This window comes from Promicromonospora sp. NPDC019610 (assembly GCF_044389365.1).
Classification (GTDB): domain Bacteria; phylum Actinomycetota; class Actinomycetes; order Actinomycetales; family Cellulomonadaceae; genus Promicromonospora.
The window spans coordinates 221540-235698 of the sequence record NZ_JBIRXX010000004.1; the positions used below are offsets into that span (position 1 = coordinate 221540).

15 protein-coding genes are annotated in these 14159 nt (G+C 73.3%); 7 read left to right on the forward strand and 8 right to left on the reverse strand.

What is annotated here, in order from left to right:
• Positions 1 to 35 precede the first annotated feature (35 nt).
• Positions 36 to 611, forward strand: a complete 576-nt coding sequence (locus ACH45N_RS25860) for an ArsR/SmtB family transcription factor (protein WP_397398831.1) — start codon at positions 36 to 38, stop codon at positions 609 to 611.
• A gap of 48 nt (positions 612 to 659) precedes the next feature.
• The gene (locus tag ACH45N_RS25865; RefSeq protein WP_397398832.1) at positions 660 to 1928 is read left to right on the forward strand and encodes an MFS transporter; all 1269 of its coding nucleotides are present in this window, start codon (positions 660 to 662) and stop codon (positions 1926 to 1928) included.
• A gap of 123 nt (positions 1929 to 2051) precedes the next feature.
• Here ACH45N_RS25865 and mqo read toward each other — a convergent pair whose 3' ends face one another.
• The 8 genes from mqo to ACH45N_RS25905 form a co-directional block, all read right to left on the reverse strand.
• Positions 2052 to 3545, reverse strand: a complete 1494-nt coding sequence (mqo, locus tag ACH45N_RS25870; RefSeq protein ID WP_397398833.1) for a malate dehydrogenase (quinone) — start codon at positions 3543 to 3545, stop codon at positions 2052 to 2054.
• A 160-nt stretch (positions 3546 to 3705) separates the two neighbouring features.
• The gene (locus tag ACH45N_RS25875; RefSeq protein ID WP_397398834.1) at positions 3706 to 4395 is read right to left on the reverse strand and encodes a maleylpyruvate isomerase family mycothiol-dependent enzyme; all 690 of its coding nucleotides are present in this window, start codon (positions 4393 to 4395) and stop codon (positions 3706 to 3708) included.
• A 108-nt stretch (positions 4396 to 4503) separates the two neighbouring features.
• The gene (locus tag ACH45N_RS25880; protein ID WP_397398835.1) at positions 4504 to 5157 is read right to left on the reverse strand and encodes a pyridoxal 5'-phosphate synthase; all 654 of its coding nucleotides are present in this window, start codon (positions 5155 to 5157) and stop codon (positions 4504 to 4506) included.
• Complete coding sequence (locus tag ACH45N_RS25885; RefSeq protein ID WP_397398836.1) at positions 5154 to 5807, reverse strand: TetR/AcrR family transcriptional regulator; 654 nt, start codon at positions 5805 to 5807, stop codon at positions 5154 to 5156. The genes ACH45N_RS25880 and ACH45N_RS25885 overlap by 4 nt, the downstream gene beginning before the upstream one ends.
• Positions 5808 to 5933: 126 nt before the next feature.
• Positions 5934 to 6152 carry an SCO4848 family membrane protein gene (locus tag ACH45N_RS25890; RefSeq protein ID WP_397398837.1) on the reverse strand — a complete coding sequence of 73 codons (219 nt, stop codon included), beginning with the start codon at positions 6150 to 6152 and terminating at the stop codon, positions 5934 to 5936.
• A 138-nt stretch (positions 6153 to 6290) separates the two neighbouring features.
• Positions 6291 to 7496 carry an enhanced intracellular survival protein Eis gene (eis, locus tag ACH45N_RS25895; protein ID WP_397398838.1) on the reverse strand — a complete coding sequence of 402 codons (1206 nt, stop codon included), beginning with the start codon at positions 7494 to 7496 and terminating at the stop codon, positions 6291 to 6293.
• A gap of 61 nt (positions 7497 to 7557) precedes the next feature.
• Positions 7558 to 8193, reverse strand: a complete 636-nt coding sequence (locus ACH45N_RS25900) for a GNAT family N-acetyltransferase (RefSeq protein WP_397398839.1) — start codon at positions 8191 to 8193, stop codon at positions 7558 to 7560.
• Between the two features lie 76 nt (positions 8194 to 8269).
• Positions 8270 to 8809 (reverse strand): GNAT family N-acetyltransferase, encoded by a 540-nt coding sequence (locus ACH45N_RS25905; RefSeq protein ID WP_397398840.1) that lies wholly within the window; start codon positions 8807 to 8809, stop codon positions 8270 to 8272.
• A 93-nt stretch (positions 8810 to 8902) separates the two neighbouring features.
• On the opposite strand from ACH45N_RS25905, the gene ACH45N_RS25910 reads away from it, so the two are divergent.
• The 5 genes from ACH45N_RS25910 to ACH45N_RS25930 all read left to right on the forward strand — a co-directional run bounded on the left by ACH45N_RS25910 (position 8903) and on the right by ACH45N_RS25930 (position 13821).
• A complete protein-coding gene (locus ACH45N_RS25910; protein ID WP_397398841.1) occupies positions 8903 to 10321 on the forward strand; it encodes a DHA2 family efflux MFS transporter permease subunit in 1419 nt (472 codons plus the stop codon).
• Positions 10322 to 10340: 19 nt separating this feature from the next.
• Positions 10341 to 11363, forward strand: a complete 1023-nt coding sequence (locus tag ACH45N_RS25915) for a siderophore-interacting protein (protein WP_397398842.1) — start codon at positions 10341 to 10343, stop codon at positions 11361 to 11363.
• Between the two features lie 373 nt (positions 11364 to 11736).
• The gene (locus ACH45N_RS25920) at positions 11737 to 12780 is read left to right on the forward strand and encodes a hypothetical protein (protein ID WP_397398843.1); all 1044 of its coding nucleotides are present in this window, start codon (positions 11737 to 11739) and stop codon (positions 12778 to 12780) included.
• A 73-nt stretch (positions 12781 to 12853) separates the two neighbouring features.
• On the forward strand, positions 12854 to 13297 hold the full coding sequence (locus tag ACH45N_RS25925) for a VOC family protein (RefSeq protein ID WP_397398844.1): 444 nt from the start codon (positions 12854 to 12856) through the stop codon (positions 13295 to 13297).
• Entirely contained in the window at positions 13294 to 13821 is a 528-nt protein-coding gene (locus tag ACH45N_RS25930) for a GNAT family N-acetyltransferase (RefSeq protein ID WP_397398845.1), read from the forward strand. The genes ACH45N_RS25925 and ACH45N_RS25930 overlap by 4 nt, the downstream gene beginning before the upstream one ends.
• Positions 13822 to 14159 lie beyond the last annotated feature (338 nt).

Genomic DNA, 14159 nt, shown 5'->3' on the forward strand with positions numbered 1-14159 from the left:
CGACGGCGTCGGCGGCGCCGTCCTACCCTGCCTGCATGGCAACCGACGACGTCCGCACGCTCACCGAGGCCAGGGCGGTCGCGGCCCTCGCCAACCCGGCGCGGTCCCGCCTCCTCGACTCGCTCACGGCCGAGGGGCCGGCGACGGCGTCGGTGCTCGCCGAGCGGACGGGGCTGGCCGTCGGGAGCATCAGCCACCACATGAAGGTGCTGGCCTCCGCCGCGCTCGTCGAGGAGGCGCCGGAGCTCGCCCGTGACCGGCGCGAACGCTGGTGGCGCCGCGCGGCGCGGTCGATCACCTGGGGCCGGTCGACCCTGCCCCCGGACGCGGAGAGCCAGCGGCAGGCGGTGGCCGCGGAGGAGTTCATGCTGGCGCGCCAGGTCGAACGCGCCCGCACCTGGCTGGAGCGCTCCGAGCAGGACGACGAGTGGAGCAGGGCCGAGCTCTCCACCGACAGCTGGCTGCGCCTCACCCCCGCCGAGCTGCAGCAGCTGAGCGACGAGATCAACCAGGTGGTGCGGCGCTGGAAGGAGCGGGGGAGGGCGGCGACGCCCGACGAGCAGGCCGAGCACGTGTTCCTCTTCGCGCGAGCGTTCCCCTCCCGCCCATAGCCTGCAAGATCCGTTGTACAAGGAGCGTTGTACATATACGCTACCGGCATGACCATCCCCGCCGTGCCCGCCGTCGAGTCAGCGCCCCTGTCCCGCAACCGGGCCTTCGGCCTCCTCTGGCTGGGGGAGGGCGTGAGCGTGGTGGGCAACGCGACGACCTCCATGCTCCTGCCGCTGCTCGCGGTGACGCAGCTCGACGCCGGGCCGGCCTGGATGGGCCTGATCACCGCGGCGGCGTGGCTGCCCTGGCTCCTCATCGGGCTGCCGGTAGGCGCCTGGGTCGACCAGCTCCCGGCCCGGCCGGTGATGATCGTCGCGAACCTGGCCGCCGCCGTCTCGCTCGCGAGCGTGCCCGTGGCGTTCGCGTCGGGGATCCTCACCCTGACCCAGATCGCGGTGGTCGCCCTGGTGGGCGGGGTCTGCACCGTGTTCTTCCGCACGGCCTACCAGGTGTTCCTGCCCGAGGTGGTGCCCGCCGGCCAGCTCGAGGCGGCGAACGCGCGCCTCTTCGGCACGGAGTCGGCGGCCAACGTCGCGGGTCCCGGCCTCGGCGGCCTGCTGGCCCAGTGGCTGACGGCGGCAGTCGGGCTCGCGCTCGACGCCGTGACGTTCCTCTGGTCGGCGGTGTGCCTGTGGCGCATCCGGCCGGCGCGCGCGGTCGCCCCGCCGTCCGGACCGGGCCAGCCGCTCGCGGCGCGCATCCGGGAGGGCGTCGAGCTGGTCCGGCGCGACCGCTACCTCCCGTGGTTCGTGGGCATGGGCGGCGCGTCGAACTTCGGGCTCACCGGCTACGGTGCGCTCCTGGTGCTGTTCCTGGTGCGCGACCTCGGGCTCACGGAGTCAGGGGTCGGCGCGGTGCTGGCGCTGGCGGGAGCAGGCGGCGTCGTCGGGGCCGTGGTCGCGCCGTTCCTGAGCGCGCGGCTCGGCAGCGGGCGGGCCTCCACCGTCCTGCTCGTGGTCTCCGGCCCGACGGCGTTGCTCGTGGGCGCCGGACTGCCCGGATGGGGCGCGGCGATCAGCGGGACGGGCGAGTTCCTGGTCGGCCTGTGCGTCGTGTCGGGCAACGTGATCCGCAACGCGTGGCGGCTCGGCTACGTGCCGGCCGGCCTGCGCGGGCGCGTGATGACGGTCATGCAGGTGGTGAACTTCGGCACCATGCCGGTGGCCGGCGTCGTCGCGGGCTGGCTCGGCGGGGTGCTCGGCGTGCGCGAGACCATCCTGCTCATGGCGGCGGTGCACTGCCTCGCCACGTGGAGCGTGCTGGTCTCGCCGCTGGCCCGGCTCCGCGAGCTCCCGCCGGGCCCGCTGGGCGGCTGACCGGCGCTGCCGCGCAGAAACTGACCGGCGCTGCCGCGCAGAAAGATGAACGCGAGTGTGGTGGCACTCCCAGGACGGGGAGTGCCACCACACCCGCGCTCAGGTGCGGTCGGGGCTGCCGGGTCAGGCGCCGGCCGGGACCTTTTCCGTCGGGGCGAGCTGCGCGGCGTCGTACTCCACGCCGCCGCCGAGGCTCGGCATCATGGAGGTGAGCTGCGGCTTCCACTCGGCGTACCTGCCGGGGAAGCAGCGCTCCAGCAGCCCGGTCATGGCGGCGACGGCGGTCGAGGCGCCCGGGGAGGCGCCCAGCAGGCCGGCGATGGTGCCGTCCTGGGACGCGACCACCTCGGTGCCGAACTCCAGCACGCCGCCCTTGCCCTTGACCCACTTGATGACCTGGACGCGCTGGCCGGCGGTGATCTTCTCCCAGTCGCCCGGCTGCGCCGTCGGCATGAACCGCTGCAGCTCGTGGAACTTGGTCTCCGGGGCGGCCGCGACCTGGCCGATGAGGTAGCTGGTGAGGTCGAGGTTCTTCACGCCGGCGCCCAGCATCGAGAACACGTTGTGCGCGCGCAGCGACGTGATCAGGCCCAGGTACTTGCCCTTCTTGAGGTACTTGGGGCTGAACCCGGCGTACGGGCCGAACATGAGGTAGCTCTGGCCGTCCACGATGCGCGTGTCCAGGTGCGGCACGGACATCGGCGGGGCGCCGACGTCGGCCTTGCCGTAGACCTTCGCGTTGTGCTGGGCGACGAGCTCGGGGTTGGCGGTGCGCAGGAACTCGCCCGAGATCGGGAAGCCGCCGTACCCCCGCGCCTCCTTGATGCCCGACGACTGCAGCAGCGGCAGCGCGCCACCGCCGGCGCCGACGAAGACGAACTTCGCGGTGACGGTGCGCCGGCGGGTGCCGGCGTTCCAGGTGCGGTCGTTCAGGGTCAGGCGCCAGCGACCATCCCGGAGCTTCTTGAGCCCGCGCACCTCGTGGTTCAGGTGCAGCTCGGTGTTGTGCGCGGTGGCGAAGCCGATGAGCTTCTTGGTGAGCGAGCCGAAGTCGACGTCGGTGCCCGCGGCGGCGCGCGTGGCCGCGATGGGCTCGTCGGCGTCGCGGTCCAGGGTCATCAGCGGGGCCCACGAGCCGATGACGGCGGGGTCGGTGCTGAACTCCAGGTCGCTGAACAGCGGGTGCACGCTGAGCGCCTCGTAGCGCCGGCGCAGGAAGTCCACGTTGTCGGCGCCGCGCACGAACGTCATGTGCGGCGTGACGTTGATGAAGTCGGTGCCCTCCATCAGGCCGGCGGTGAGCAGGTGGTTCCAGAACTCGCGGGAGGTGTGGAACTGCTCGTTGATCTTCACCGCCTTGGAGATGTCGACGGAGCCGTCCTTGCGCTCCGGGGTGTAGTTCAGCTCGCAGAGGGCGGCGTGGCCGGTGCCCGCGTTGTTCCACGGGTTCGACGACTCGAGGGCCACCTCGTCGAGGCGCTCGTAGATCCCGACACGCCAGGTCGGCTCGAGGATCGTGAGCAGCGCGCCGAGGGTGGCGCTCATGATCCCCCCGCCGATCAGCGCGACGTCGACCTCTTCGGAGGGACGCGGGGCTGTCTGGAGGTAAGAAGTCACGCTCAGAAAGATAGCGCGCTTGTGAAAAGCGGAACGAGCGCTGTGGCATGAATCACGTGATGTGTGCCGTGACCTCGCTCACGGTATGGGGAGCGGCGCGGCCACGCCGTCCGCTGTTGCTGCTGCGGCGGCGCGCGTGGTCACCACGCGGCCGCCGGGCTCAGCGAGCGGGCGTCGCCGACGGCCAGGGGCCCAGCTCGGGCAGGTCGCCCGGCAGGGGCGTCGCCGGGACGCGTCCGGCCAGCCAGGCGGTGACGTCGCGCGGGTCGCCCGCGACGTCGTCCACGGACACGCCGTCCGGCAGCCGCACCGCGAGGAACGCGCGGAGGTGCGCGCACAGCGCGTCGTCCCACGTCTCGTACCCGACCTCCTGCGCGGTGCCGGCCAGGGCGTCGACCGAGTGGATGCGCACCTCGCGCCACCAGGCGAGCAGGCAGCCCGACAGCGGCCCGCCGCGGTACCCGCTCGGGGCGTCCCACAGCGGCGAACCGGGCTCCGGCCAGGCCTGGGCCAGGTCGTCGCGCAGCTCGCCGAGGACCGTCAGGTGCTCGGCCACGGTGCGCCCGGCGCCCGCCTCGATGCCCGCGGCGCGGGCCTCCGGGCTGGCGTAGACGGGCACCACCTCGCCGCGCTCGGCGGCCCGCGCCTGCCCGAGCATCGCCGTGGCCAGGCCCGCGACGTGCGCCAGCACGTGCCCGCGGGTCCAGCCGTCCAGGGTCGACGGACCGGCGAGGTCGTCGGCGGTCAGCCGCCCGACGGCGGACAGGAGGTCGTCCAGCCCCGACGCCGCGTCGGCGCGGGCGTGGGCGATCAGGTCGGTGGTGGGCGCGGCGGTCGAGATGGTGCTCACGGGGATGTCCCTTCGTCGGGGCGTGCTGTGGTGGGCGGGTCAGACGCGCAGGTCACCCCGAGGGGCCTGCGGGTCTGACCCGTGGTACGTCGGGCGGGCGGACGCCGGTCAGGGCCAGAGCAGGCCGGTCGACCAGCCGTCGGCCGTCGCCCGGTACAGCAGCCGCGTGTGCGGGCCGTCGTCCGGCGCCTGCCAGAACTCGACCTCCGTCGGCGCGAGCACGTACGCGGTCCAGTCCGGGGCGGCGAGCCCGGGGTCGGCGGTGACGGCGCGCAGCGCCTCGGCGAACGCGTCCGCGTACTCCTCCGGGGACCCGAGCGGCTCGCTCTGGTGGTTCACCAGCCCCGAGGCGCGCGACAGGTCCGACCGCGCGACGAAGTCCGCCCGGCTCGCCTCCGCACCGGCCGACGCCACCGTGCCCGTCACCTTGACCTGCCGCCCCAGCTCCGGCCAGAAGAACGTCAGCGCCGCGTTCGGGTTCGCCGCCAGGTCACGCCCCTTGGGGCCCGTGGACTGCGACGCGAACCACCAGCCGTCCGCCGTCACGTCCTTGAGCACCAGGGTGCGGGCGTGCACCCGCCCGGCGGCGTCCGCCGTCGACAGCGTCGCCGCCTGCGGGGCCAGCAGACCGCCGTCGATCGCCTGCTCGATCCACGTCACGAACAGCTCGTGCGGCGTGGCCGGTGCGGCCGCGGTGTCGAAGACCGGCAGCCCCGGCCGGGCAAAGGTGGGCAGCGCGCGCAGGCGCTCGCGGAACGTCACGAGTTCTCCTTCGGGGTCGGCGAGGCCGGGTTCGGCTGGTCCTGCGGCGGCCGGTCCTGGTGCGGCCGGTCCTGCGGCGGCCGGTCCTGCGGCGGCCGGTCCTGCGTCAGGAGGCCGACGAAGCCGCGCACCGCGGCGTCGAGCGCGCCGGGATCCCGCGTGGCCCGGGCCAGGACGTAGCCGCCCTGGATGATCGCGAGGGCGGCGTGCGCGCGGTCGCGGGCGACGTCGCCGGGCAGCCCGGTCTCGCGGAAGATCTGGGTGACGGCGCCGAGCAGCCGCACGAAGTAGGCGGTCACGACGTCGTGCAGGCCGTCGTCGTCCATCACCGCCTGGTCGGCGGTGAGGCGGCCGATCTTGCAGCCGGCCAGCGCGTCGCGCGGCCGTTCGAGGTACGCGACCAGCCGTTCGACGGCGGGGGAGTCGCCGCCCAGCGTGCGCATCGCGCGGGTGAGCGCGTCGTCCACGGTGGCGCCGACGGCGGTCACGGCGAGGTCGTGCTTGGTGGGGAAGTGGTGGTACAGGCTGCCCTGCCCGACGCCGGACGCGGCCAGCACGGCGCGCGGGCTCGTGGGCCCGACGCCCTGGGCGGCGAAGAGGTCCTGCGCGGCGCCGACGAGCCGCTCACGTGCGGAGGTGCTGCTGCTCATGCCTGCACCATACCTACCTCCAGGTATGGTGCCAACCGAATACTCCCGGTCAGGGGGTCGGGCGGGTGTGGTCGCGCCGGGACCTGGCGGCGCGCGGCCAGATCTCGACGCGTCAGCGGGGCGGCGTCAGAACAGGGTGAGCACGCCCAGGACGCCGACGGCCAGGGCCAGCGCGAGCGACACACCGATCAGCACGCTGTGCACGGTGAGGAACGTCGTGGCCCGGCCGTCGGCGTCGCGCGACCGGGGGTCGGCGACGATGCGCTGCCAGAACCGCGGCCAGATGAGCAGGTTCCACAGCGCGGTGACGATGAGTACGACGGACCAGCCGACAGGAATATCCACCCGCCGATTATCCGCCGCCCTGCTCGCCGTCCGGACTCGCCCACCGATGGCGTTGAGCACAGCGGTTGCTGCCAGGATCGACGCCGTTCTGGCAGGAACTGCTGTGGTCGACATCGCCCGGCCGGCGGCGGGCGACGGTCAGAAGTAGTCCCGGACGTGGAGCTGGCGACCGCCGAACAGGGTCGACAGCGCGGCGTCGTGGTCCGGCGGGCCGGTGAGATGGCCCGCGATCCGCAGGTTCGCCGCCGACTGGGCCCCCGTGTACAGCAGCGCCAGCCCGTTCGGGCTGAGCACGGGCCGCGCGTGGTGCGCGTCGTCGACGTCGACGGCGTCGCGCTCCACGTGCGTGACGCCGTCGGACACCGTGAGCGTCCACGCCCCGGCGAGCTCCTCCGCGCCCCGGACGGCGAACGGCACGCGCGCACCCTCCAGCGGCGTCGCGATCCCGCCGAGCGCCCCGGCCACGTCCAGGATCCGCAGCATGTACGGGTGGGCGGAGTGCACGGTCGTGGTCAGGTCGGGCAGCACCAGCCACGCGGGATCGAGGCCCGACGTCGCCACACGCGCCGTGCCGACCACCGTCGAGAAGCTGCCGAGGGTGCGCCACAGGGCCCGGGCGGCGTCCGGCGTCAGCGCGATCAGGTCGTCGATCTCCATGACCGTCGTGGCCGGCGTGTAACCGTCGCCGCGGGTCCAGCTCGCGAAGCCGACCACCTCGCCCGCGGCGTCGAGGGCCAGCGTGACACCCGTGTAGTCGGCGAAGAACTTCTCCGGTGGCGTCCAGAACGGCTTCTCCGCCCGCGAGACCGGCCCGTTCTGCGCGGCGGCCCAGCGGCGGTGGACGGCGACGACGGCGTCGAAGTCGGCCGTCGTGGCCCGGCGGGTCACCACGCCCGCGGGCGCCGGCACGCGGTTCAGGTTCTGCAGCGGCACGTCGACGTCGTCGAACGAGCCCACCACCTCGTAGCCCAGGCGGCGGTAGATGCCCGGCGCCGACGGGAAGAGCGTGGAGAGGACGTCGCCCTGCTCGCGGGCCTCGTCGAGCGCCGCGCGGAACAGGCGCGCGAGATGTCCGGAGCCACGCCGCTCGGGCTCGACGGCGACCCCTGCCACGCCCGCCGTCGGCACGCGGGCGCCGTGGAACCACGACGTGAACCCGTACACCCGCAGGCGGGCGGCCAGCCCCTCGCCGTCGAACGCGCCCCACTCCCGGAAGCCCGAGGCGGCCCACTCCTCCGCGGTCGGAACCTCGCGACCCCCGGCGGGCACACCGAACGCCTCGCCGCCCAGCCGGGTGTAGTCGGGCTGGTCGGCGTACTCGATCCGGCGCACGGTGAGGGTCATGCTGGCGACCCTAGGCAACGGGTGAGGAGGGGGGCGAGCTCAAAACGTCTTCTCGATAGACCTAGTCGCCGAAGTAGGCGACCTGGTCCTCCGCCGGGTGCGGGCGCAGCAGCGGCGTGCGCGTGACCTCCAGCGGTTCCGGCGTGAGCAGGCCCTGCAGCTCGGCGTCGGCCGTGCGGTTGCCGGGCGCGAGGCCGTCGTCCGCCACGAGGTCGCGCTGGAACAGGACGGCGTCCCGCCAGGCGCCGAGCTTCCAGCCGATCTTCTCGAACGAGCCCGCGCGCTGGAACCCGACCGCCTCGTGCAGCGCGATCGCGGGGTCGTTCGGCAGCACGATGCTCGCGACGACGCGGTGGTAGCCGCGGCGCGCGAGCCGCGCCAGGAGCGCCTCGTACAGGGCGCGGCCGCCGCCGGCGCGCTGGTGCTCGGTCGCGACGTAGACGTTGGTCTCGAGCGTCCAGCGGAACGTCGGACGGTCCGCGAACGGCTTGGCGTAGGCGAAGCCCACGACCGTGCCGTGCGACTCCAGCACCAGCCACGTCTCGCGGCCGAAGAAACGCTCGATGCGGCGCGTCATCTCGCGGGCGTCCGGCGGGCGGGTCTCGAACGTCGCCGCCGAGTCGGCGACGAAGGGGGCGTAGATGGCGGCGCAGGCTGCGGCGTCGTCGGGAGTCGCGACGCGGACGATGCTGTCCATGCACGGATCCTGTCGTGTTCCGCGCGGGCAGGACGATCGCAACACTGAATTGACGGCGACCTGCTGAGCAGGTAGATCAGCCCGGCTCGCCCGCGGGCGGCGCGTCCCCCAGTGCGGGCGCCAGGTCCTTCTGCAGCCGCATGACGTCGTGCCACCGGCCGTGCTTCCAGCCGATCTGGTGGAACGTGCCGACCACCTCGAATCCCAGGGCGGTGTGCAGGCCCAGGCTGGCCTCGTTCGGCAGGGCCAGGCCCGCCACCAGCCGGCGGAAGCCCCGAGCGGCCAGCCGGTCGAAGAGCTCCTCGTACAGCGCGCGGCCCGCGCCCGTCCGCCGTCGGCCCTGCCGCAGGTAGACGCTGGTCTCGGCCGCCCAGCGGTAGGCCTCGCGCGGCGAGTACGGCGCCGCGTACGCGAAGCCGACGACGTCGGTCGTACCCGCCTCCAGGGCGACGAGCCAGGCGTGCCCGGCCGAGTACGTCGCGATGCGGCGCGCCATCTCCTCGGTGCTCGGCGGCTCGGACTCGAAGCTGATGTGGGTCTCGCGCACGTAGTAGGCGTAGATGTCGGCGCAGGCCGCGGCGTCCTCGGGGATCGCGGCGCGGATCGTCAGGTCCATGGGGTGATCGTGCCGGATGCACGGGTGTGCTCGGGACGCGACAGGCGCCGCGGTCGGCTGCCGTGGGCGAAATCCCCGCGGTGGTCGGGCCGGATGTCGGTGGCCGGGCATAGCGTGAGGGCCGTGACCACGCTCCAGAGACGAGTTCTCGTCGTCGCCGTCCTCGGCTCCTTCGTGTCGTTCCTCGACGGCACGGTGGTGAGCGTCGCCCTGCCCGCGATCGCGGACGAGCTCGCGGGCCCCGGCATGGAGGCGCTGCCGCTGCAGCAGTGGGTCGTGGACGCGTACCTGATCACGCTCGGCGCGCTGATGCTCGTGGCCGGCTCGATTTCCGACGTCTACGGCCGGCGTCGCGTGCTCGCGGCCGGGCTCGTCGGGTTCGCGCTCGCCTCCATCCTGTGCGCCGTCGCGCCGACCGGGCCCTTCCTCGTCCTCGCGCGCGCCCTGCAGGGGGTGGCCGGCGCCCTGCTGGTGCCGAGCTCCCTGGCGCTGATCATCGCGACGTTCAGCGGCGAGGCACAGTCCCGCGCGATCGGCCGGTGGACGGCGCTGACCACCGGCGCGATGATCGTCGGTCCGTTCGTGGGCGGCATGCTGGTGGACTTCGCGTCGTGGCGCTGGGTGTTCTGGATCAACGTGCCCGTCATCGCCGTCACGCTCTGGCTCCTGCGCGGCGTCCCCGCCGCGGAGGGCGAGCCCGGCCGGCACATCGACGTGCCCGGTGCGGTGCTGGCGGCGCTCGGCCTCGCGGGCGTCGTGTTCGGGCTGATCGAGGGGGAGCGGCTCGGCTGGACGTCGCCCGTCATCCTCGTCTCGATCGTCGCGGGCGCCGTGATGCTGGTCGCGTTCGTGCTCTACCAGCGGCGAGCGGCGGACCCGATGCTGCCGCTGCGGCTGTTCCGGGCGCGCAACTTCGCCTGGGGCAACCTGGCCACGACCGCGATCTACGGCGCGCTGTCGCTGGGCGGCTTCGTGCTCACCCTGTTCCTGCAGCAGGTCGCGGGGTACTCCGCCACGTGGTCCGGGGTGGCGCAGCTGCCGACGACGCTCGCGATGATCGCCCTGTCGGCATGGTTCGGCACGCTCGCCGGCCGCTACGGGCCACGGCTGTTCATGACCGTGGGGCCGATCGTGGCCGGCGTCGGCTACCTGCTCATGCTCGCGATCGACGAGACCGCCTACTACCCGACGCAGGTGCTGCCCGGTCAGCTCGTGTTCGGGCTGGGCCTCGCTATCACGGTGGCGCCCCTGACGGCCGCGATCCTGGGCGCCGTGCCGACGCACGACGCCGGCATCGGTTCCGCCGTGAACAACGCGGTGGCGCGGGTGGCGGGCCTGGTGACCGTGGCGTTCGCGGGGATCATCACGGGCGGCGTGCTCGACGTCGCGTCGTTCCACCGGGCGCTGCTGGTGACGGCGGGCCTGCTGTTCCTCGGCGGGCTGCTGTCGCTGGTGGGGATCCGGAACGTGCGTGGAGTAGATCCCGACGCAAACCTGGTCAAATCCAGTTAGGTATGCCTAACCTCAGTGCATGGCATTCAAGGGGCGCAAGGCCGTCGACCCGCACGTCGTGATGGCCGAGGTCGTCAGGACCAAACAGGTCTCGCCGAACATGATGCGCGTGACCCTCGGCGGCGACGAGCTCGACCGGTTCACGCCCGCCGGCTACGACCAGTGGTTCCGGCTGTTCCTCCCACGCGCCGGCCAGGACATGCTGCGCCTGCCCACGCGCACGTCCGGGCTCTGGTACGCCGAGTACCTCACCACGCCCAAGGCCCGCCGGCCGTGGGTGCGCAACTACACGGTCCGCGCCGCGCGTCCCGACCTGAACGAGATCGACGTCGACTTCGTGCTGCACGCGGGCGACGACGACGCCTCCGCGGGTGCGCACACGTCCGGACATGCTGTTGGGCATGCCATCGCGCATGCCGCGGAGCATGCGGCTGGGCATGTCGCTGGGCATGTCGCCGGGCATGTCGCCGGCCCGGGGGCCGGCTTCGCCCAGGCCGCCGAGCAGGGTCTGCGCGTCGGCCTGCTCGACCAGGGTGTCGCCTACAACCCGCGGCACGACCACGACTGGACGCTCCTGGTCGCCGACGAGTCCGGCCTGCCCGCCATCGCGGGCATCTGCGAGTCCCTGCCCGACGACGCGCGCGGCCTCGCCGTCGTCGAGGTTCCCACCGCCGCGGACGCACAGGAGTTCCGCGTCCCGTCCGGCGTCGAGCTGCGCTGGGTGGTGCGGTCCGACGGCGGGGTTGACGGCGGCAGGGGTGCCGCCGTGGACGGCGCCGGGAGTGCCGGGCGTGCTGCCGTGGATACCGCCGCGCATGCTGCCGTGGATCCCGCCGCGCATGCCGTCCCAGGACGGGCGGCGCTCGCGGAGCTGTGCGCCCTGGACATGGCAGGGCACACCGGCGACGTGTACGCCTTTGCGATCGGCGAGTCGGCGCTGGCCACGGGTGCGCGTCGGCACCTGGTGGGGGAGCGCGGCGTGCCCAAGGCGCACGTCGACTTCGTGGGCTACTGGCGCCACGGCCGCTCGTCCCCGAGCTGATCGCGGCTGCCACCGTCGCTGGCGGGTCGCGCCGCGCGGTCGGCAGAAGGTCAGATCATCGGCATTCCGAGCTGCCGACCACCTGACCTTCTGCCGACCACCTGACCTTCTGCCGACCACCTGACCTTCTGCCGACCACCTGACCTTCTGCCGACCGCCTAACCTTCTGCCGACCACCTCATGTCTTGCCGACCGCTGCTCTGCTGTCGTGGCTCGCGGTGGGGCGTGGGGCAGATCGTTGGTGGAGCGGAGAGACCCTCGGTGAGGGTATGGGCCGCGAGGAGCGCGACCACAGGTGCTGGTTCCGGGGGTTCGTGCACAGGCGGCAGTCGAGGGGCCGCCGCGGCAGGTGATCGTGCGGCACCGTCGAGGCATGAACCAGACCGGGATCGTCCTCGCTCGCCACCATGACCGGGAGGCGCTGCGCCGCGCGCTCCGCACCAACCGGGCGGAGCGGATCCGCCGAGGCGCCTATCGCCGTCCGCAGCCGTCGACCGGCGACCGCTTCCGTGATGCCGACGACCAGGCCTTGGCGCGCACACGAGCGGTCGCTGCTCAGCTTCGCCAGGCCTGGGTGAGTCACGAGTCCGCCGCGCTGCTGCACGGACTGCGGCTGTGGCAGCTGCCCGACCGTGTCCACGTCGTGCAGAAGTACCGGGCCTCGTCGGCCTCGGCCGACGACATCGCGCGCCACCGTCTCGACCTTGCCGAGGACGAGCGGACCGTGCTCGACGGGGTGGCGACGACGACCCTGGAGCGTACGGTCGTCGACTGCTGTGTCACGCTGCACCCGCTGCTCGCGCTCGTCATCGCGGACCACGCGCTCGCGCTCGGGATGGACCGGGCTGCCGCCCTCGCCGTGCTGGACGCGCGGCGCGATCCACGCGGGCGGCGTCGGGCGCGGCTGGTGCTCGAGCTGGCGGACCCGGGCGCGGAATCGGTGTGGGAGACCTGGTTGCGCTACATCGTGGTGCGGGCCGGCCTGCCCCGGCCGACCACCCAGCTCCAGGTGCGCACGCCGCACGGCGACTGTCGCGCCGATCTGGGCTGGGCCGAGCTGCGGCTGCTGGCCGAGTTCGACGGACGGGTCAAGTACACCCGCGGCGCGCTGGGCCCGGGGCACGATGCCGACCGCGCGCTGTTCGACGAGAAACGCCGCGAGGACCACCTCCGCGAGGAGGGCTGGGGCGTCGTCCGCGTCACGTCGTCCGACACGCCCGACCAGGCGGAGCACCGCATCCTCCGCCGCCTCCCACGTGATCTCCGCGAGGCGTTGACCCCGCTCCACCACCTCCCGCCACCCCCACCTGCTCCACCCGCCCCAGCAGCCCGACCCGCCCACCCGCCCCGGCGGCAGGCCGGACGGGTGGGCGGCGGAACGTCAGGTGGTCGGCACCTCGGACTGCCGATCACCTGACGTTCCGCCGACCACCTGCATCCGGGCATATTTGCGTTGGGTCGGTGCGGGTGGGTGTGTCAGGGTCCCGGTCATGGCTTCCTTCATCTCGCACGTGACCGTGGACTCGTCCGACCCCTACTCGCTCTCCGAGTGGTGGAAACCGGTGCTCGGCTACGAGGACGTGCCCGGCGACCCGAACCTGCCCGGTCACGAGGAGTGCACGATCGTCGACCCGGACGGCGAGGGCGTCGATGTCCTGTTCATCGAGGTGCCGGAGGCCAAGTCAGTCAAGAACCGGGTCCACCTCGACCTGCGGCCGCGCGCCGACCTGCGGGACGCCGAGATCGAGCGGGTCAAGGCGCACGGTGCCACCGTCGTCGCCGACCACCGCGGGATCTACGGGCCCGGCTCGGGCTGGGTGACCTTCGCCGACCCGGAGGGCAACGAGTTCTGCGTGCTCCGCTCGCGCGAAGAGGTCGCGGCAGGGGAGAAGGCGGCCGAGCAGGCAGCCTCGGCCGAGCCTGCCGACGCATGAGCGACTGGGTGATCCGGCCCGAGACGCCGGAGGACTTTCCCGCGATCCGCACGGTGCAGGTCGCGGCCTTCGGCGAGGACCGGGTCGCCGACGGCGTCGACCGCATCCGCGAGTCCTCGATCTACCGCCCGGCGACGTCGCTGGTAGCGGTGTCCGACGACGCTGTGGTGGGCCACGTCATGATCACCGGCTGCACCGTCACGGGAGAGGCCGGGCAGCGCGAGGTCGCGATGCTCACCCCGCTCGGCGTGCTGCCGGAGCACCAGCGGCGCGGCATCGGCTCGGCGCTGGTCCGGGCCGCGCTCGCGGAGGCTGAGCGGGCGGGCGAGCCGTTCGTCGTGCTGGAGGGCAGCCCGGCGTACTACGGGGCGCTCGGCTTCGTCGCGGCCCGCGACCACGGGATCGACATGCAGCTGCCGGACTGGGCCCCGCCCGAGGCGGGCCAGGTCCACCTGCTCCCTGCGTACGACCCGGCCGACCCGACGCTGCGCGGCACGATCAGCTACCCGCCGGTCTACGGCTGAGCCCCGTTCCCGCCCGGGCGCGCTGCTGCGTCCGCCTCGGCGCGACCTGCGCCCGCCCGGATGATCGGCAACACGTCAGGTGATCGGCAGTACGTCAGGTCATCGGCAGCTCGGAATGCCGACCATCTGACGTTGTGCCGACCGCCCGACGTTCTGCCGACCGCCCGACGTTGTGCCGACCGCCTGACGTTCTGCCTACCACCTGACGTCCTGCCGACCGCCCGACGTTGTGCCGACTGCCTGACGTTCTGCCGACCGCCTGACGCTCTGCCGACTGCCCGACGTCCTGCCGATCATGCGGAGTGCCGCTGCGGCTGACGCCAGCGCCAGCGTCGGCC

Bases quoted from the DNA above. Each gene is read 5' to 3' on its own strand.
- eis (WP_397398838.1), bottom strand. From the start codon at position 7,496: ATGACCCTCACCGTGCGCCGGATCGAGTACGCCGACCAGCCCGACTAC.
- ACH45N_RS25910 (WP_397398841.1), top strand. From the start codon at position 8,903: ATGTCGGTGGCCGGGCATAGCGTGAGGGCCGTGACCACGCTCCAGAGA.
- ACH45N_RS25930 (WP_397398845.1), top strand. From the start codon at position 13,294: ATGAGCGACTGGGTGATCCGGCCCGAGACGCCGGAGGACTTTCCCGCG.
- ACH45N_RS25900 (WP_397398839.1), bottom strand. From the start codon at position 8,193: ATGGACAGCATCGTCCGCGTCGCGACTCCCGACGACGCCGCAGCCTGC.
- ACH45N_RS25915 (WP_397398842.1), top strand. From the start codon at position 10,341: ATGGCATTCAAGGGGCGCAAGGCCGTCGACCCGCACGTCGTGATGGCC.
- ACH45N_RS25865 (WP_397398832.1), top strand. From the start codon at position 660: ATGACCATCCCCGCCGTGCCCGCCGTCGAGTCAGCGCCCCTGTCCCGC.
- ACH45N_RS25920 (WP_397398843.1), top strand. From the start codon at position 11,737: ATGAACCAGACCGGGATCGTCCTCGCTCGCCACCATGACCGGGAGGCG.
- ACH45N_RS25885 (WP_397398836.1), bottom strand. From the start codon at position 5,807: ATGAGCAGCAGCACCTCCGCACGTGAGCGGCTCGTCGGCGCCGCGCAG.
- ACH45N_RS25860 (WP_397398831.1), top strand. From the start codon at position 36: ATGGCAACCGACGACGTCCGCACGCTCACCGAGGCCAGGGCGGTCGCG.
- ACH45N_RS25905 (WP_397398840.1), bottom strand. From the start codon at position 8,809: ATGGACCTGACGATCCGCGCCGCGATCCCCGAGGACGCCGCGGCCTGC.
- ACH45N_RS25925 (WP_397398844.1), top strand. From the start codon at position 12,854: ATGGCTTCCTTCATCTCGCACGTGACCGTGGACTCGTCCGACCCCTAC.